The sequence below is a fragment of the Glycomyces sp. NPDC021274 genome (assembly GCF_040641195.1).
Lineage (GTDB): Bacteria > Actinomycetota > Actinomycetes > Mycobacteriales > Micromonosporaceae > Glycomyces.
In genome coordinates, this window is sequence record NZ_JBFADC010000002.1 from 364,967 (window position 1) to 378,674 (window position 13,708).

The following is a 13,708-nucleotide window of genomic DNA, read 5'->3' on the forward strand; positions in this document are numbered from 1 at the left end:
TGTTCGTCAGCCGTTGTTGGTGCGGCCCACGTAGACGTTGCGGGCCTTGTAGTAGGTGTCGCCGGTCGGGCCGCTGGAACCCGAGGAGCCCTCCATCTGGAGGTTGATGATGATGTTCATCGCCTTGCCCACGAAGTTGGAGCCGGTGTGGGCGGCCTTCCAGGCGCCGTCGAGGTAGTAGTGGATCTGCACGTCGGTGCCGGAGGTCTTGGTCATCCAGATCCGGTACTCGTGCCAGCTGCCGGGCGAGGAGACGGCCACGAGGGTGTTGTCCCAGGCGCCGTCGTAGGTGTTGAACCAGTTCCGGTTGTCGCCCTTGTACTCGAGGATGTCGCTCTCGGGCGGCCAGGAGTTCGCGCCAGTGATCCAGAAGGCCGGCCAGGTGCCGCGCGCGGAGGGCGCCTGGAACTCGCCGCGGATCTCCCAGTTCGGGTAGCGGTCGTTGACGAGGACCTGGTTCTTGGCGTGGATCGCCGCGGAGTGGTAGCGGATGGGCAGGTGCGGGTCCTTGCTGCTGTTGCCCTCGTTCCAGGTGATGCGGGTGGCCTTGAGGTTGAGGACGCCCGCGGGCGAGAGGAAGCAGTGGTTCGAGTCCGTCGAGGACGCGTACATGCGGGCGGTGCCGTTGTGGTCGGAACCCCAGGGGTACAGGTAGTTCCACTCGGATTCGAGTGCGGCGCGGCTGGCGAAGGAGTTGCCGCCGATGAGGGTCTCCCAGGCCGCGGCGCCGATCTGCCGGGCGGCCGCGTCCGCGGCCCTCGCGGGGTCGGCGGTGCCGAGGAGCGGCACGGTGGCGGCCGCCGCCGCGGTGGCCGCGATGCGCTTGAGTGCCGTGCGGCGGGAGCTGCCCGCCTGCGGTGGGTTCGTCATGGTGACCGCCTTCGCGTCTCGCGCCGATGCGATCGCGGGAACAATGCGGTCACATCGAACATATTCAATATATGGTGCGCATTGCACGCACGGATGTCAACAGCGCTCCACGGATTCCAACGCGGTCGACTGCGGACCGAGCGGCGCGGCGGTGCCGTAACCTGTGGCGGCATCGGATCTCACCTCGACCTGAAGGGCCCGCCTCGTGACCGTCCTGCTCGTCTCCGTGTTCGGACTCGCCATCAACACCACCCTCGTCGCGTACACCGCGACGAGGCTGCTCGATGTCCGGTACACGTTGTGGCGGTTGATCATCGTCAGCGTCGTGAGCCAGTCCATCGTCCAGGGCGGACTCGTGCCGACCCTGTTCGCGCCCTTTGAGGATGGTCAGCCGACCGCCGAAGAGGCGCCCGGGGCCGTGGCGCTGCTCGTGCTGGCGTTCATCTGCGCGCCGGTGATCGCGATGATCATGCTGGTGGTGTGGGAGGCGGTGCTGCCCACGGGTGCCGTGCCGCCGGTCCGGAGCTGGTTCAAGGGCCTGCGCGCCCGGCTGCGGCGCACCCGCCGGTACCTCCAGATCCTCGCCATCGCCTCCAGGCACGGCCTGTTCGGGCTGCTCAAAGGCCGCCGCCAGCTGGGCCAGGGGCCGGAGCAGGCGCGTTCGCTGCGACTGGCGCTCGACGACGCGGGCGTCACGTTCGTGAAGCTCGGCCAGATCCTCTCCACCAGGCGCGATCTGCTGCCGCCGGCGTACATCGCCGAGCTGGCGAAGCTGCAGGACCAGGCGGCGCCGATCCCCGGAACGACCGCCGCCGAGCTCGTCGAGGCGGCGATCGGCGCGCCGGTCGGCGAGGTGTTCTCCCGGTTCGATCCCGAGCCGATGGCCGCGGCGTCGATCGCCCAGGTCCACAGTGCCGTCCTGCACGGCGGGCAGGCCGTGGTGGTGAAGGTGCGCCGCCCCGGCGCCGCGCAGGCCGTGGAGCGCGACCTCGACATCATCGAACGCCTCGCGCACCTGCTCGACCGCCACACCGCTTGGGGCCGTTCGATGGACGTGCTCGGGCTGGCGGCCGGCTTCGCCACGGCGCTGCGCGAGGAGGTCGACTTCACGGTGGAGGCCCGCAACCTCGCGCAGGTCGCGGTCGCGCACGACCGGCGCCGCGCCGCCGTCGGCGTCCCTCGGCCGCATCCGGACCTCTCCGACGAGGGGGTGCTGGTCATGGAGCGGCTCTCGGGCGTCCCGCTCGCGACGGCCGGCCCGGTCCTGGCCGAGCGCGGCCTGGAACCGGGCCCGCTCGCGGCCTCGCTGCTGCGCGAGATGCTCGACGAGGTCATGATCGACGGGATCTTCCATGCCGATCCGCACCCGGGGAACCTGCTGCTGCTCGACGACGACCGGTTGGGGCTCATCGACTTCGGGTCGGTCGGCCGGCTCGACCGGGAGCTGCGCGCCTCGCTCCAGGCGATCCTCGCGGCCGTGGACCGGCAGGACGGGCCGGCGCTCGCCGACGCCTTCATCAGCGTCTCGACCAGGCCCTCAGAGCTCGACCAGGCCGCGTTCGAGCGGGCGCTGGGCGCGTTCATGGCCCGCCACCTCATGGCCGGTGCGGCCCCGGACCTGCGGATGTTCACCGAACTGTTCCGGATCATCGCCAAGTTCCGCATCGCGATCCCGCCGGAGCTCGCGGCGGTGTTCCGGGCACTGGCCACACTGGAGGGATGCCTGACGGCGATCGACCCGGGCTTCGACCTGGTGACGCAGGCGCGCAGCGTGGGCGAGGCCTACGCCGAGCAGCACCTGCGCCCGGCCGCGGTCAAGGACCTGATCGCGGAGGAGGCCGCCGACCTCCTGCCGGTGCTCCGCAAGCTCCCCCGCCGCCTCGACCGGCTCGCCGCCGCGGCCGAGGCCGGACGGCTCACCGCGAACTTCCGGCTGTTCTCGCGCGCCGAGGACCGCCGCGCCATCACCGACTGGCTGCACCAGGCCCTGCTCACGGTGCTCGCCGCCGCCGCGGGCGTCATGTCGGCCATGCTCCTGGGGATCGAGACCGGCCCGGCCGTCACCGAGGACATCGGCCTCTACCAGTTCCTCGGCCTCTCACTGCTCCTGATCGCCTCGATCATGGCGCTCCGGGTCCTGGCCGACATCTTCACCAAGTCCCGCGACCGAGACGACCCGCGCTTACACCGCTGACCGACTTTCTCGCCCAGCCCGCACAGGTGATCAGCGCTTGATCAGTTCCATGATGGCGTCGGCGAGCTCGTCCGGGGTTCGGTCGCTCGTGTCCAGCCGGAATTCGCCGATGCGGTCCCGTTCGAGCCGGGCCGCTTCCTCCTGCGCCGCCTCGATGCGGCGTTCGAGGCCCGCCTCGGCCAGCCCGCGCAAGTCATCGCCTGGTAGCTCCACGCCGACACCCTTGCCCCGCAAGCGGATCCGGTCGGCGAGAACTTCGGGCCGGGCGTCGAGGCGTACGACCGCCGGCTCGCAGTCGGGCACCGCGTCCAGGTAGTGCCGCGCCGTCGCCGCTCCCCCGCCGGTGCCGGACACCACCAGGTACTCCGAACCGGCCGCGCGGTGGGACCGCCACAGCGCCGCCAAGTTGCGGGCCTTGAGGCGGTGGCCGTCCGGGTCGTCCTCGGCTGTCGGCCGGAACCAGCCGATTTGCGCGAGGTCGACGTACGACGCCTTGACACCGGATCCCAAGAGTCGCATGAAGACCCCGAAGGCCACCGTGGACTTCCCCACGCCGGTGGCGCCGCAGATCCACGCCATCGGCATCCGGTCGCTCTCGACCGGGGCCGGAGCGTCGAACGCCTCGACACTGCCCGCGGTGGCACCGGGCCAGTCGCCGATGCGCCTGCGGACCAGCTTCACCACCTCATCGACGCTCCTGCCGCCGGTGTCGACACGGTGCTCGGTGAGGGGGTCGCGTTCAAGAGCGGCGGCATGCGCGAGGGCCGGTTCGATCAAGTACTCCGCGCCGCGCCCGATCAAACGGTCCCGCAGCTCCTCGGTCCCGACCCTGAGCTCGACCAAGGTCATCGCCGTGTCGGGGACCTGAGCGGCGTAGTCCGCGACCGTCGCCGCGCCCTCCACAATGCCGGAGACGATGAGGCACTGCGCCCCGGCCGCACGGAACCCCGGCCATACCGCGCCGAGCCCCCGCGCCTTGACCTGATCGTTGTCCGGATCCCCGGGCCGGGCCGGATACGCCATCCCCAGCTGGTCGCCGTCGACGAACGCGACCTTGACGCCTTCATCGGCGAGCTGCGAGTACAGCGCCCATGCGGTCGTGGTCTTGCCCGAACCGGCCGTGCCGATGAGCCACAGGAGGGGAGTGTCTGCCATCGGGTGAGCGTAGGACCGCACGGTCACCCCGGCAAACGCTTTTCACCCGCGTCCGGCCGCCCGGCATCCTCTACTCGCCGATGAGGGCGCGAAGCAGGGGTTCGGGGTCGGTGCCTCGGGGGAAGTCGCTGACCTGGCCGTCGCCTGCTTCGACCACGCGCCAGATGCCGTCCGTGCGCTGCGCGAGGTCGGTGGTGACGAACGGGCACCCCAGGGCCGCAACAGCTTCGGCGACTCCGGTGAGATCGGGTTCGATCACCGTCTCGGGGTGGTCCGGGTGCGGTCCGATGACGACCGGCTCGCCTCGGACCCACCAGACGCGGGCCTCCGCGGCCCGTCCGTCCGCTCCGGCGAAGTCCTCGAACGCGCGCACCACGAGGCCGCCGGCCAGGTGCGGGCCCTGGCGCTCGATGAAGCACTCGGCGACCTCGCGCAGGGCCGCGGCGTCGGCGAGGTCGTGGACGAAGAAGGCCTCCGGTTCGTGCTTGCGGGACTTCACGTAGTCCTTGACCATGCCCGGTCCACTTGGAAGCCTGCTCGCGATAGAGGCCAGCGCGTCGGTGGTCGGCAACTCCCCCGCCCCCAAGGGGATCCACCGGGTCGCCGGGGTCAGCGCGGCGAATGCGTCGTGCCAGCCGGGCAGTTCGTGGGCGGTGCGGTACTGCTCGGGCGCGGTCGCGAGGTGGACGCCGCGTGCGGCGAGGGCGCGGTGCAGCTGGGCGTACCGGTCGGCGGTGGTCATCCAGCCGCGGTACCAGGCCGTGCCGAGTCCTGAGGGGACCCTGGCGACGGCACGGGCGGTGTCGCCGCCGGTCAGGGCGTCGTGGTCGATCAGGGCGACCGGTGCGCCGAGTGCGGCGGCCAGGGCCGCTTCTGCGGCGTAGTGCTCGTCGGGGCGGCGCGGGTGGAGCATGTCGGCGCAGTACAGGATGGCGGCGGGCATGTCGAGCATGGTAGCCAGTGCCCGTTCAGCGCACGGATTTGATGGGCCACACCAGGATCCCGCCGAGAAGGGTGGCCGCCGCGCTCAGGGCGTACAGCGCCGAGTAGCCGCCGAGGCCGGCGACGATGGGGGCTGCGAGGGCCGGGCCGAGGACCTGCGGTGCGGTGGAGGCGATGTTGATGATGCCGAGGTCTTTGGCGCGGTCGGAGGCGGCCGGGAGGACCTGGGTGATGAGCGCCTGGTCGACCGAGAGGTAGATCCCGAAGCCGGCGCCCATGATCGCGGCGGCGGCGATCGCGGCGGGCCAGGTGTGCCAGAAGGTCAGGAGCAGCGCGGCGACGGTCATGACCGCCGAGGACGCGACGACGAGCGGCTTGCGGCGGCCGATGCGGTCCGAGAGCACGCCGCCCGCGACGGCGGTGGCGATGACGCCGCCGGTGTAGAGGAGCGTGAGGACCAGGACGCCTTCGTCGGCGGTGCGCCCGGGGAACAGCTCCTCGTAGCGCACGGCGTCCTGCAGGAAGAACAGCAGGTAAAGCGTGCCGGTGGCGTTGCCGAGCATGACGAGGAAGCGGGTGAACCAGGCCCAGGCGAAGTCGGGGTGGGCGCGGGGCGAGACCCAGAACGTGGCGAGGAGGGCCCGCCAGCTGAAGGGCGGCCGGGCGGCGCGCGGCAGCGGTGGATCCGGTGTGGACAGTACGAAGGGGAGCGCCATCGCCAAGGCGGCCAGGCCGATCACGAGGTAGCCGGTCGGGATGTCGGTCACGAGCATGGTCACGATGACCGCGCCGACGACGAGGCCGAGGGCCTGCGGGAAGCCGATCCAGCCGGAGACGACGGCGCGCTGGCGGACCGGGACGTGGTCGGGGATGCCCGCGTTGAGGCTGGCGTACCCGGCGTTGAGGGCCGCTTGGGCGAGGCACCAGCACAGGAGCACGCCGATGACGGTGGTCTGCAGGCCGAGCAGGTAGAGGCCGAGCGCACCGACGGCGATGCCGCCGAGGGTCCAGGGGTGGCGGCGGCCGAAGCGGCCGGTGGTGCGGTCGGAGAGCGCGCCGGCGAGGGGGTTGGCGATGACGGCGACGAGTGCGCCGAAGCCGGTGACGAGGCCGAACGCGGCGACCTTGCCGTCTTCGTCGATCTCGGCGAGCTGGAGGGGCAGGAGCACCTGGATCGGGGTGAAGAAGGCCATGTAGAGGCCGAGCATCCCGGTGGTGATGCCGCCGATCCAGACTTTGCCGACGTTGCGTTCGGGTTCGGCGAGGGCGGCGGGCGGAGGGGCTTCGGGGGCGGTGGTCACGGGCGTCTGCTCTGCGCGGTCGGCCCGTCGTGCGATGCGGTTTCTTGCGCGCCTGGTGCTTTGCTCGCCGCGAGGTGTTCGCGGTACCAGGCGTAGGAGGCCTTCGGGGTGCGGTCCTGGGTGTCGGGGTCCACATGCACGAGCCCGAAGCGCTGGTGGTAGCCCTCGGCCCATTCGAAGTTGTCGAGGAGGGTCCACACGAGGTAGCCGCGCACGTCGGCGCCCTGGTCGATTGCGGCGTCGAGTGCCTTCACGTGCGCGGCGAGGTAGTCGATGCGGTCCTGGTCGGGGATCGAGCCGTCCGCGGCGGGCGGGACGGTGTAGGAGCAGCCGTTCTCGGTGACCCACAGGGGCGGCAGGGCGGCGCCGTAGTCCCCGGTGAGCTCCACAAGGGTCTGTGTGAGGCCGGAGGGGATGACGGGCCAGTCGAAGTCGGTGGTCGCGACGTCGTCGAACTCCACGATGTCGAACGGCAGCGGGGATCCGGGCGGGGCCGCGGTGAGGCGGGTCGGGTTGTAGTAGTTGACGCCGAGGCCCTCGAGGGGCTGCGCGATGGCCTCCAGGTCGCCGTCCTTGACGAACGGCAGGGCCTGGAGGCCGAAGGGCGCGAGGTCCGGGTAGCGGCCGAGGAGCACCGGGTCGGTGAACAGGCGCCGGTGGAGGAGGTCGTAGGTCGCGGCGGCGGCGAGGTCGTCCTCGCCGCCGGTGGCGGGCACCGCGGGCGTGTAGCTGTTGGTGAGCATGACGAACGGTGCGCCCGCGGCACGCAGGGCGCTGGTGGCGAGGCCGTGGCCGAGGAGCTGGTGGTGGGCGGCGGGCAGCGCGTCGAGCAGCAGTGTGTGCCCGGGGGCGTGCTGGCCGAGGGCGTACCCGAGGGCCATGTGCTCGAACGGCTCGTTGAGGGTGATCCAGTGCCGCACGCGGTCGCCGAGGCGCTCGGCGCAGATGGCGGCGTACTCGGCGAAGCGGTGTGCGGTGTCGCGGTCGAGCCAGCCGCCGGCGTCTTCGAGGGGTTGCGGGAGGTCCCAGTGGTAGAGGGTCGCCATCGGGGCGATCCCGGCGTCGAGGAGGCCGTCGACGAGGCGTTCGTAGAAGTCGAGCCCGGCCGGGTTGGCGGGGCCGGTCCCGCCCGGCCGCACGCGGGGCCAGGCGATGGAGAAGCGGTAGACGTCGATGCCGAGGTCGCGCATGAGGGCGATGTCCTCGGAGTACCGGTGGTAGTGGTCGCAGGCGGTCGCGGCGGTGTGGCCGTCGCGGATCTTCCCGGGGGTGTCGGTGTACGTGTCCCAGACCGACGGCCCGCGGCCGTCGGCCGCTGTGGCGCCTTCGATCTGGAAGGCCGAAGTGGCCACCCCCCAAGCGAAGTCGGGCAAGCGCGGCATTGCGACCACAGGCACCTCCGAGAGTGACGCGAGTAACTTTCGTGAAGGTACCGCAGAGTAACCCGCGCCCGAAACCCCTGGGCGGCTCAGAGTTTCCGGGCGGCCTCGCGCACCGCCCGCGGCGAGGCCCCGAGCTCGCGGCGGCAGGCCTTGTTGAACGCCTGGAGGTCTGCGATGCCCACCGCGGCGGCCACCGCAGGGATCGACAGGGTCGACTCCAGGAGGAGGTGCCGGGCCCGCTCGAGGCGGCGGCGCCGGATGTGGGCGACCACGGTGGTGCCGGTGGCGGCGTGGAAGAGCCGCGTCAAGTGGTTGTGCGACAAGCCGACCGCGGCGGCGATCTCCGGCACCGTGAACTGGCCCGGCAGGTGCTCCTCGATGTAGGCGAGGGCCGCCTCCACCGAGCGGTGGTGCCCTTCCCCGGCCGGTCCCGGATCGAGCCGCGTCATCCGCCACAGGAGCGCCCAGGCCTCGGCGTTCGCGCGGGCCGGGGCCTCCGGCGCGGCGGTGATCGCCTGCCGGAACATCTCGGCCAGCGCGGGCGCGGTCGGTCCGGCGTCCTGCATGACCGGTACGGCGTACTCGTTGCCGCCCTTGGGAAGGCGCGCGTGGATGTGGAGGTTCTCGGAGCGGCCGCGGTAGCGGAAGAGGACTTCGGCGCCGGCCGGGATCAGGCTCACGCAGCCGGGCTTGACGGGGTGGACGGTGCCGCCGAGTTCGATCGCGCCCTCGTACTTGTGCAGGTGGATCTGCCACAGGTCGGGCAGGAGGAAGCGCTCCTCCGGCAGGTTGAGGCCGTGGATGCCGACACCGGCATTGACGACCTCCGGCGGTTCGTCGAGGTGAAGCGTCACCGTGCGCATATGGAAAACCGACCACTAGTTGGTGATTACAGCCAATTACAACAACGAGTCCAGATCCTATCTTCGGTGTATGACAACCACCAAGCACCTTTTGACCTCGGTCGAGACGGCGCGGTTCGTCGCCAACGGGTACCACCGTATGGACGCGATCGTGCCGCCCGGACTCAACGAGCGGGCCATCCCCGAGTTCGACGCCGGCCAGCAGCCGCACGTCGACTACGGCACGCCGGTGAAGGACGCCTTCCCCGAGGGCTCGATCTCCCGGGCGCTCCTGGACATCCCGGCGGTGGCCGGGGCGCTCCAGAGCCTCGTCGGTCCCGATCCGACGGTCGACCACCACCATGTCCACGTGCGGGAGCCGCACGAGGGGAACGCGCAGCCGCTGCACGGGGACGCGATCATCGACACGCGCATCGACGCGTTCGACGTGCAGCTCATGTACTACCCGCAGGAGGTCACCGCGGACATGGGCGGGACCCTGTCCGTGCCCGGCTCGCACCTGCGGCGCACCAACGAGTCCGACACGGGCCGGTACCAGAACCTGCGCGGCCAGACCCGGCTGACCTGCCCGCCCGGCACCGTGGTGCTGCTGCACCACGGGATCTGGCACGGCGGCCGCCGCAACGACTCCGACATCCGCCGCTACATGTACAAGATCCGCTTCAACCCGACGGTGCCGCAGGTGCGTACCTGGGATGTGTCCGATCTGGACGATCCGCAGGTCGCGGAAGCGCTGTCGGTCTTCCACCCCTGGAGCGAGCACGCCACCGCCCGCCTGGAGATCTACAACCGGATCAAGATGTGGCGGGCGCTCACCAACGACCCCTCGTTCGACATCGACTACTGGGCGACCCGCGTCGCCAACCGCCCCGGGAGGGTCTGATGAAGCAGCACGTCCTCGTCCTCTACTTGAACACCTCCGGACTCGACTCCCAGGTCCTCGCCTGGGCCGAGTACGACGGCACCGGCAAGACGAACCCGACGACCGGCGACGGCGACGACCCGCCGTACGAGACGGGTGTCGAGGCGCTGCGCGACGGCTGGCGGCTGTTCCAGGCCTCGCAGCTGATCCCGCCGTACCCTGGCCACGAGTACGACACCTCGTTCCTCAAGCACGAGTTCTGGTTCGAGAAGCTCGAATAGCGCGCAGGACCGGCCGCGCGTGAGCGCGCGGCCGGTCGTTGCTCACCCGGGGCCGCATCGGCGCGCCCGGCCTGGCTTGTGCGAGCAGGACTGCGCCCATATCCTGCCTGGGATCCCGAATCCCTTTCGGAACCAGGCACGCCGATGCTAGGAGCCCCCTCATGGGACAGGCCACGTTCACCATCAAAGCCCTCAACCTGCTGCTCGCCCCCACCATGGCGGGCCGCCGCGTCGACAGGGCCTTCGACAAGCTGATCGCGACCGCCGAAGCCGAGACCGGTGGAAAGGCCGCCGACCACGAGCAGTACCTCGCGGACGCGCGGTTCGTCTTGCGCGCCTGGGCGGACCAGGACTACGCGTCCGCGATCGGTTGGGCGTCGGTCCTCGGTGCCCTCCAGTCCCGGACCACCAACCGCTTCCGCGTCGCCCGGGCCATCGCCGAGCATCCTGAGATCGAGGAGGAGCCGATCACGGCGCCGGTCGTGGTGACCGGTCTGCCGCGCACGGCCACCACCTTCACGCACAACCTGCTCGCCCATCCCGCGGGCAATCGCGCTCCGCTGTGGGAGATGTTCAATACGCTGCCGGTCGGGGCGGACGAGGCGCTGGCCCGGGCCGCGATCAAGGACGCGCAGGACTTCATCGGCACCTACGACAAGGCCGCACCCGTCTTCGGGGACATCCACAAGATGGACGCCATGCTGCCCGAGGAGTGCATCTTCCTGCTGCCCTTCCACATCTTCCTGTGGGGGGTCTGCGGCCCGATGGACAGCGCGAGGCAGTGGCGCCGCGACCGCGACTTCACCGACGACTACCGGTTCCTGAAGCAGGCGCTGCAGGTCATGCAGTACGGGCGGGAGCGCCGGCGCTGGGTCCTCAAGACCCCCTGCCACCTGTGGGCCCTGCCGACCCTGGTCGAGACCTTTCCCGGGGCGCAGGTGGTGTGGAACCACCGGGACCCCGCGACCGTGGTGGCCTCGTACTGCTCGCTCATGGAGGTCGGCTGGTCGGTGCAGTTGCGCAAGTACGACCCGGCGCAGATCGGCGCCACCGCCCTGAGCCTGCTCGTGGAGGCCGTCGAGATGAGCACGGCGGCCCGCGCCGGCCTGCCCGGGCAGATCATCGACGTCGGCTACACGCAGATGACCGACGACGCCCGGCAACAGGTGCCGCTCCTGTTCGAAAGGCTCGACCTGGCCTGGGACGACCAGGCGTCGGCGCACCTGGAGCACCTGCTCACCCGGCCCGGCCAGCGCCGCAGGCACGAGTACCGCCTGGACCGGTTCGGCCTGGAGCGCGACCGGGTGGAGCAGGCCTTCGGCGACTACACCGACATGGTCGCGGGCCTCCCCGCGGACTTCGGCGCCCGCGGGGAGACCGCCTGAACCGGCTTGCGGCGCAGCGGACGCCGCGGCCTCAAGGACTGGTGAGGATCACCAGTTCCCGGGTGGCGCGGGTCATCGCGACGTAGCGGTCCACCGCGCCTTCGATGCCGTCGCCGAACGCCTCCGGGTCGATGAGCACGACCAGGTCGAACTCGAGTCCTTTCGCGAGCTCCGGAGTGAGTGAGCGGACGCGCGCGGTCGCCTCGAACGCGGTGTCGCCGATGACGCAGGCGGTGCCGTCGGCGTGCTCGGCGAGCCAGGCGTCGAGGATCGCGCCGAGATCCCTAGTGGACCCGTGCCGGACGGGGACGCCGCTGCTGCGGACCGAGGTGGGGACGTTGGCGTCCGGGATCGCGGCCCGGACGACCTGCTCGGCCTCGGCCATCACCTCTTCGGGCGTGCGGTAGTTGATGCTCAAGGAGGCCAGGCGCACCTGGTTGAGGCCGATGCGCCGCAGCCGCTCGCTCCACGACTCGGTGAAGCCGTGCCGCGCCTGGGCGCGGTCGCCGACGATGGTGAAGCTCCGGGACGGGCAGCGGCGCAGCAGCATCTGCCATTCGGCGTCGGTGAGCTCCTGGGCCTCGTCGACGATGACGTGCGCGAACGGCCCGGCGAGCGGGTCGGGTTCGGCGGTCTCCAGGTCCTCGTAGTGGACCAGGGCGTCCTGCAGGTCGGCGCCTTTGAGCAGGATCATCTCCTCCACGTTGCCGTCGCCGGCCTCCAGGATCTCCTCCACGACCCGGTCGATGACCTGCCGTTCGGAGGCGATCTCGGCCTCCCTGCGGCGGGACCGGCGTGAGGCCTCGGGGTCGCCGAGCCGGTGCCGCGCGGCGTCGAGCAGCGGCAGGTCGGCGGTGGTCCAGGCCTTCGGGTCCTCGCGGTAGAGCAGCGCGACCTGGTCTTCGTCGAGCCAGGGGGCGCACATGCGCAGGAAGTCGGGGACCGCCCACAGTGCTGCGACGAGGTCGGTGGGTTCGATGACCGGCCAGGCCTTGTCGAAGGCCCGGGTGAGTTCGCGGTTGCGGGCGAGGGATCGGCGCAGCAGGTCCTCCTCGATCTCGTCCTCGTCGTGCTTCTCGGCGATGATCGCGACCAGTTCGTCCCAGATCTGCTCGCGCGCTTCATTGTGGGGCGTGCCGAGGCCTGCGGCGTCGAACGCGTCGGCCCAGTCGTCGGCGCTGAGCCGGACCTCGGACCAGTGGGTCTCGACGGCCAGCTCCTCGGCGGGCGGGCGCTCGTAGCGGCGCACGGCCGGCTCGATCGCCTTGACCATGGCCGCGCCGGTCTTCAGGGCGGCCACGCGGTCGTCCATTTCGTCCGGTGCGTCGGCGCCTTCGGGCTGGAGGTCGCGGACGGTGCAGGTCTGCACGCCCTCCTCGCCGAGGCTGGGGAGGACGTCGGCCACGTACGCCAGGTACGGCTGGTGCGGGCCGACGAAGAGGACGCCGCCGCGGTGGTGGCCGACGCGCGGGTCGGAGTAGAGCAGGTAGGCGGCGCGGTGGAGGGCGACGACGGTCTTGCCGGTGCCGGGCCCGCCGTCGACCACGAGCGTGCCGCTCGAACCGGCGCGGATGATCGCGTCCTGGTCGGCCTGGATGGTGCCCAGGACGTCGCGCATCCGCTCGGACCGGCTGGTGCTGAGACTGGCGATGAACGCGGACTGGTCGTCAAGGGCCGCATGGCCTTCGAGGCCGTCCGGGGTGAAGACCTCCTCCCAGTAGTCGCTGATGCGGCCGCGGGTCCAGCGGTAGCGGCGGCGGCTGGCCAGGCCCATCGGGTCGGCGTGGGTGGCGCCGAAGAACGGCTCGGCGGCGGGCGAGCGCCAGTCGAGCAGCAGGCGGCGGCCGTCGTCGCCGGTGAGCCCGAGGCGTCCGATGTAGACCGTCTCGCCTTCGGTGGTGACGGTCCGGCCGAGGCACAGGTCCAGGCCGAAGCGGCGCAGGGCGCCGAGGCGGCCGGTCAGCCGGTGGATCTCCCGGTCCCGGTCGGCCGCGGCCTGGCCTTCGAACCGGCCCGTGCCGCCCGCCTCCTTGCGGACGGCGGCGAGGCGGTCGGCGACCTCGGCGATCGACTGCTCGAGGCTGGCCGCGATGGCGGCGAAATGGCGCTCGTCGTCGGCGATGAGCTTGGGGTCGGCCTTCGCGGACAGGCGCGGAGGCAGGTGAAAGGCGCTGCGGACCTCGTTCGCTTCGGTGGCCTCTTCGATCGGCGGCACTGGCATTCCGGTCCCCCTCGGCTTCGTGGGTTCTGGTGTGGAAGTACGATTGTGAACCACGCTGACCTGCGAAAACGCACCCCGGTGTGCCCTTGTTCGGCACACCCGGGTTATATTCTGGAGAGGGAAGCGGCCGAGGGCCCTTCCCTTTCGTGTTTCCGGGTGCCGGGCTGTTCCCAGGCACCGGCCGGGCGGATCGAGCCCGGGCCGATCGATCAAGGGTCAGGACCGAGCGGCGGACGAGCCGCGGCGACGCCC

11 protein-coding genes are annotated in these 13,708 nt (G+C 71.2%); 4 read left to right on the forward strand and 7 right to left on the reverse strand.

The window, feature by feature from the left end; genetic code table 11:
- Window positions 1-6: 6 nt before the first annotated feature.
- Window positions 7-870, reverse strand: coding sequence for a glycoside hydrolase (locus AB0I03_RS05605; protein ID WP_360406919.1), 864 nt, complete (start codon window positions 868-870; stop codon window positions 7-9).
- A 205-nt stretch (window positions 871-1,075) separates the two neighbouring features.
- Here AB0I03_RS05605 and AB0I03_RS05610 point away from each other — a divergent pair, with 205 nt between their 5' ends.
- Window positions 1,076-3,064, forward strand: coding sequence for an AarF/UbiB family protein (locus AB0I03_RS05610; protein ID WP_360406922.1), 1,989 nt, complete (start codon window positions 1,076-1,078; stop codon window positions 3,062-3,064).
- Window positions 3,065-3,094: 30 nt separating this feature from the next.
- On the opposite strand, the gene AB0I03_RS05615 is transcribed toward AB0I03_RS05610, so the two are convergent.
- The 5 genes from AB0I03_RS05615 to AB0I03_RS05635 form a co-directional block, all read right to left on the reverse strand.
- Entirely contained in the window at window positions 3,095-4,219 is a 1,125-nt protein-coding gene (locus AB0I03_RS05615; protein WP_360406925.1) for an AAA family ATPase, read from the reverse strand.
- Window positions 4,220-4,289: 70 nt separating this feature from the next.
- A complete protein-coding gene (locus AB0I03_RS05620; RefSeq protein WP_360406927.1) occupies window positions 4,290-5,162 on the reverse strand; it encodes an ATP-grasp domain-containing protein in 873 nt (290 codons plus the stop codon).
- A 25-nt stretch (window positions 5,163-5,187) separates the two neighbouring features.
- Entirely contained in the window at window positions 5,188-6,462 is a 1,275-nt protein-coding gene (locus tag AB0I03_RS05625; protein ID WP_360406930.1) for an MFS transporter, read from the reverse strand.
- Window positions 6,459-7,844, reverse strand: coding sequence for a GH1 family beta-glucosidase (locus AB0I03_RS05630; RefSeq protein ID WP_360406933.1), 1,386 nt, complete (start codon window positions 7,842-7,844; stop codon window positions 6,459-6,461). Before AB0I03_RS05630 ends, AB0I03_RS05625 begins: the two co-directional genes overlap by 4 nt.
- 86 nt (window positions 7,845-7,930) lie before the next feature.
- The gene (locus AB0I03_RS05635; RefSeq protein WP_360406936.1) at window positions 7,931-8,707 is read right to left on the reverse strand and encodes an AraC family transcriptional regulator; all 777 of its coding nucleotides are present in this window, start codon (window positions 8,705-8,707) and stop codon (window positions 7,931-7,933) included.
- Window positions 8,708-8,777: 70 nt separating this feature from the next.
- On the opposite strand from AB0I03_RS05635, the gene AB0I03_RS05640 reads away from it, so the two are divergent.
- From AB0I03_RS05640 to AB0I03_RS05650, 3 genes are all read left to right on the forward strand, one after another.
- Complete coding sequence (locus AB0I03_RS05640; protein WP_360406939.1) at window positions 8,778-9,590, forward strand: phytanoyl-CoA dioxygenase family protein; 813 nt, start codon at window positions 8,778-8,780, stop codon at window positions 9,588-9,590.
- Entirely contained in the window at window positions 9,590-9,850 is a 261-nt protein-coding gene (locus AB0I03_RS05645) for a hypothetical protein (RefSeq protein WP_360406941.1), read from the forward strand. The genes AB0I03_RS05640 and AB0I03_RS05645 overlap by 1 nt, the downstream gene beginning before the upstream one ends.
- A 161-nt stretch (window positions 9,851-10,011) precedes the next feature.
- On the forward strand, window positions 10,012-11,235 hold the full coding sequence (locus AB0I03_RS05650; protein WP_360406944.1) for a sulfotransferase: 1,224 nt from the start codon (window positions 10,012-10,014) through the stop codon (window positions 11,233-11,235).
- A gap of 31 nt (window positions 11,236-11,266) precedes the next feature.
- On the opposite strand, the gene helR is transcribed toward AB0I03_RS05650, so the two are convergent.
- Complete coding sequence (helR, locus tag AB0I03_RS05655; RefSeq protein ID WP_360406947.1) at window positions 11,267-13,456, reverse strand: RNA polymerase recycling motor ATPase HelR; 2,190 nt, start codon at window positions 13,454-13,456, stop codon at window positions 11,267-11,269.
- Window positions 13,457-13,708 lie beyond the last annotated feature (252 nt).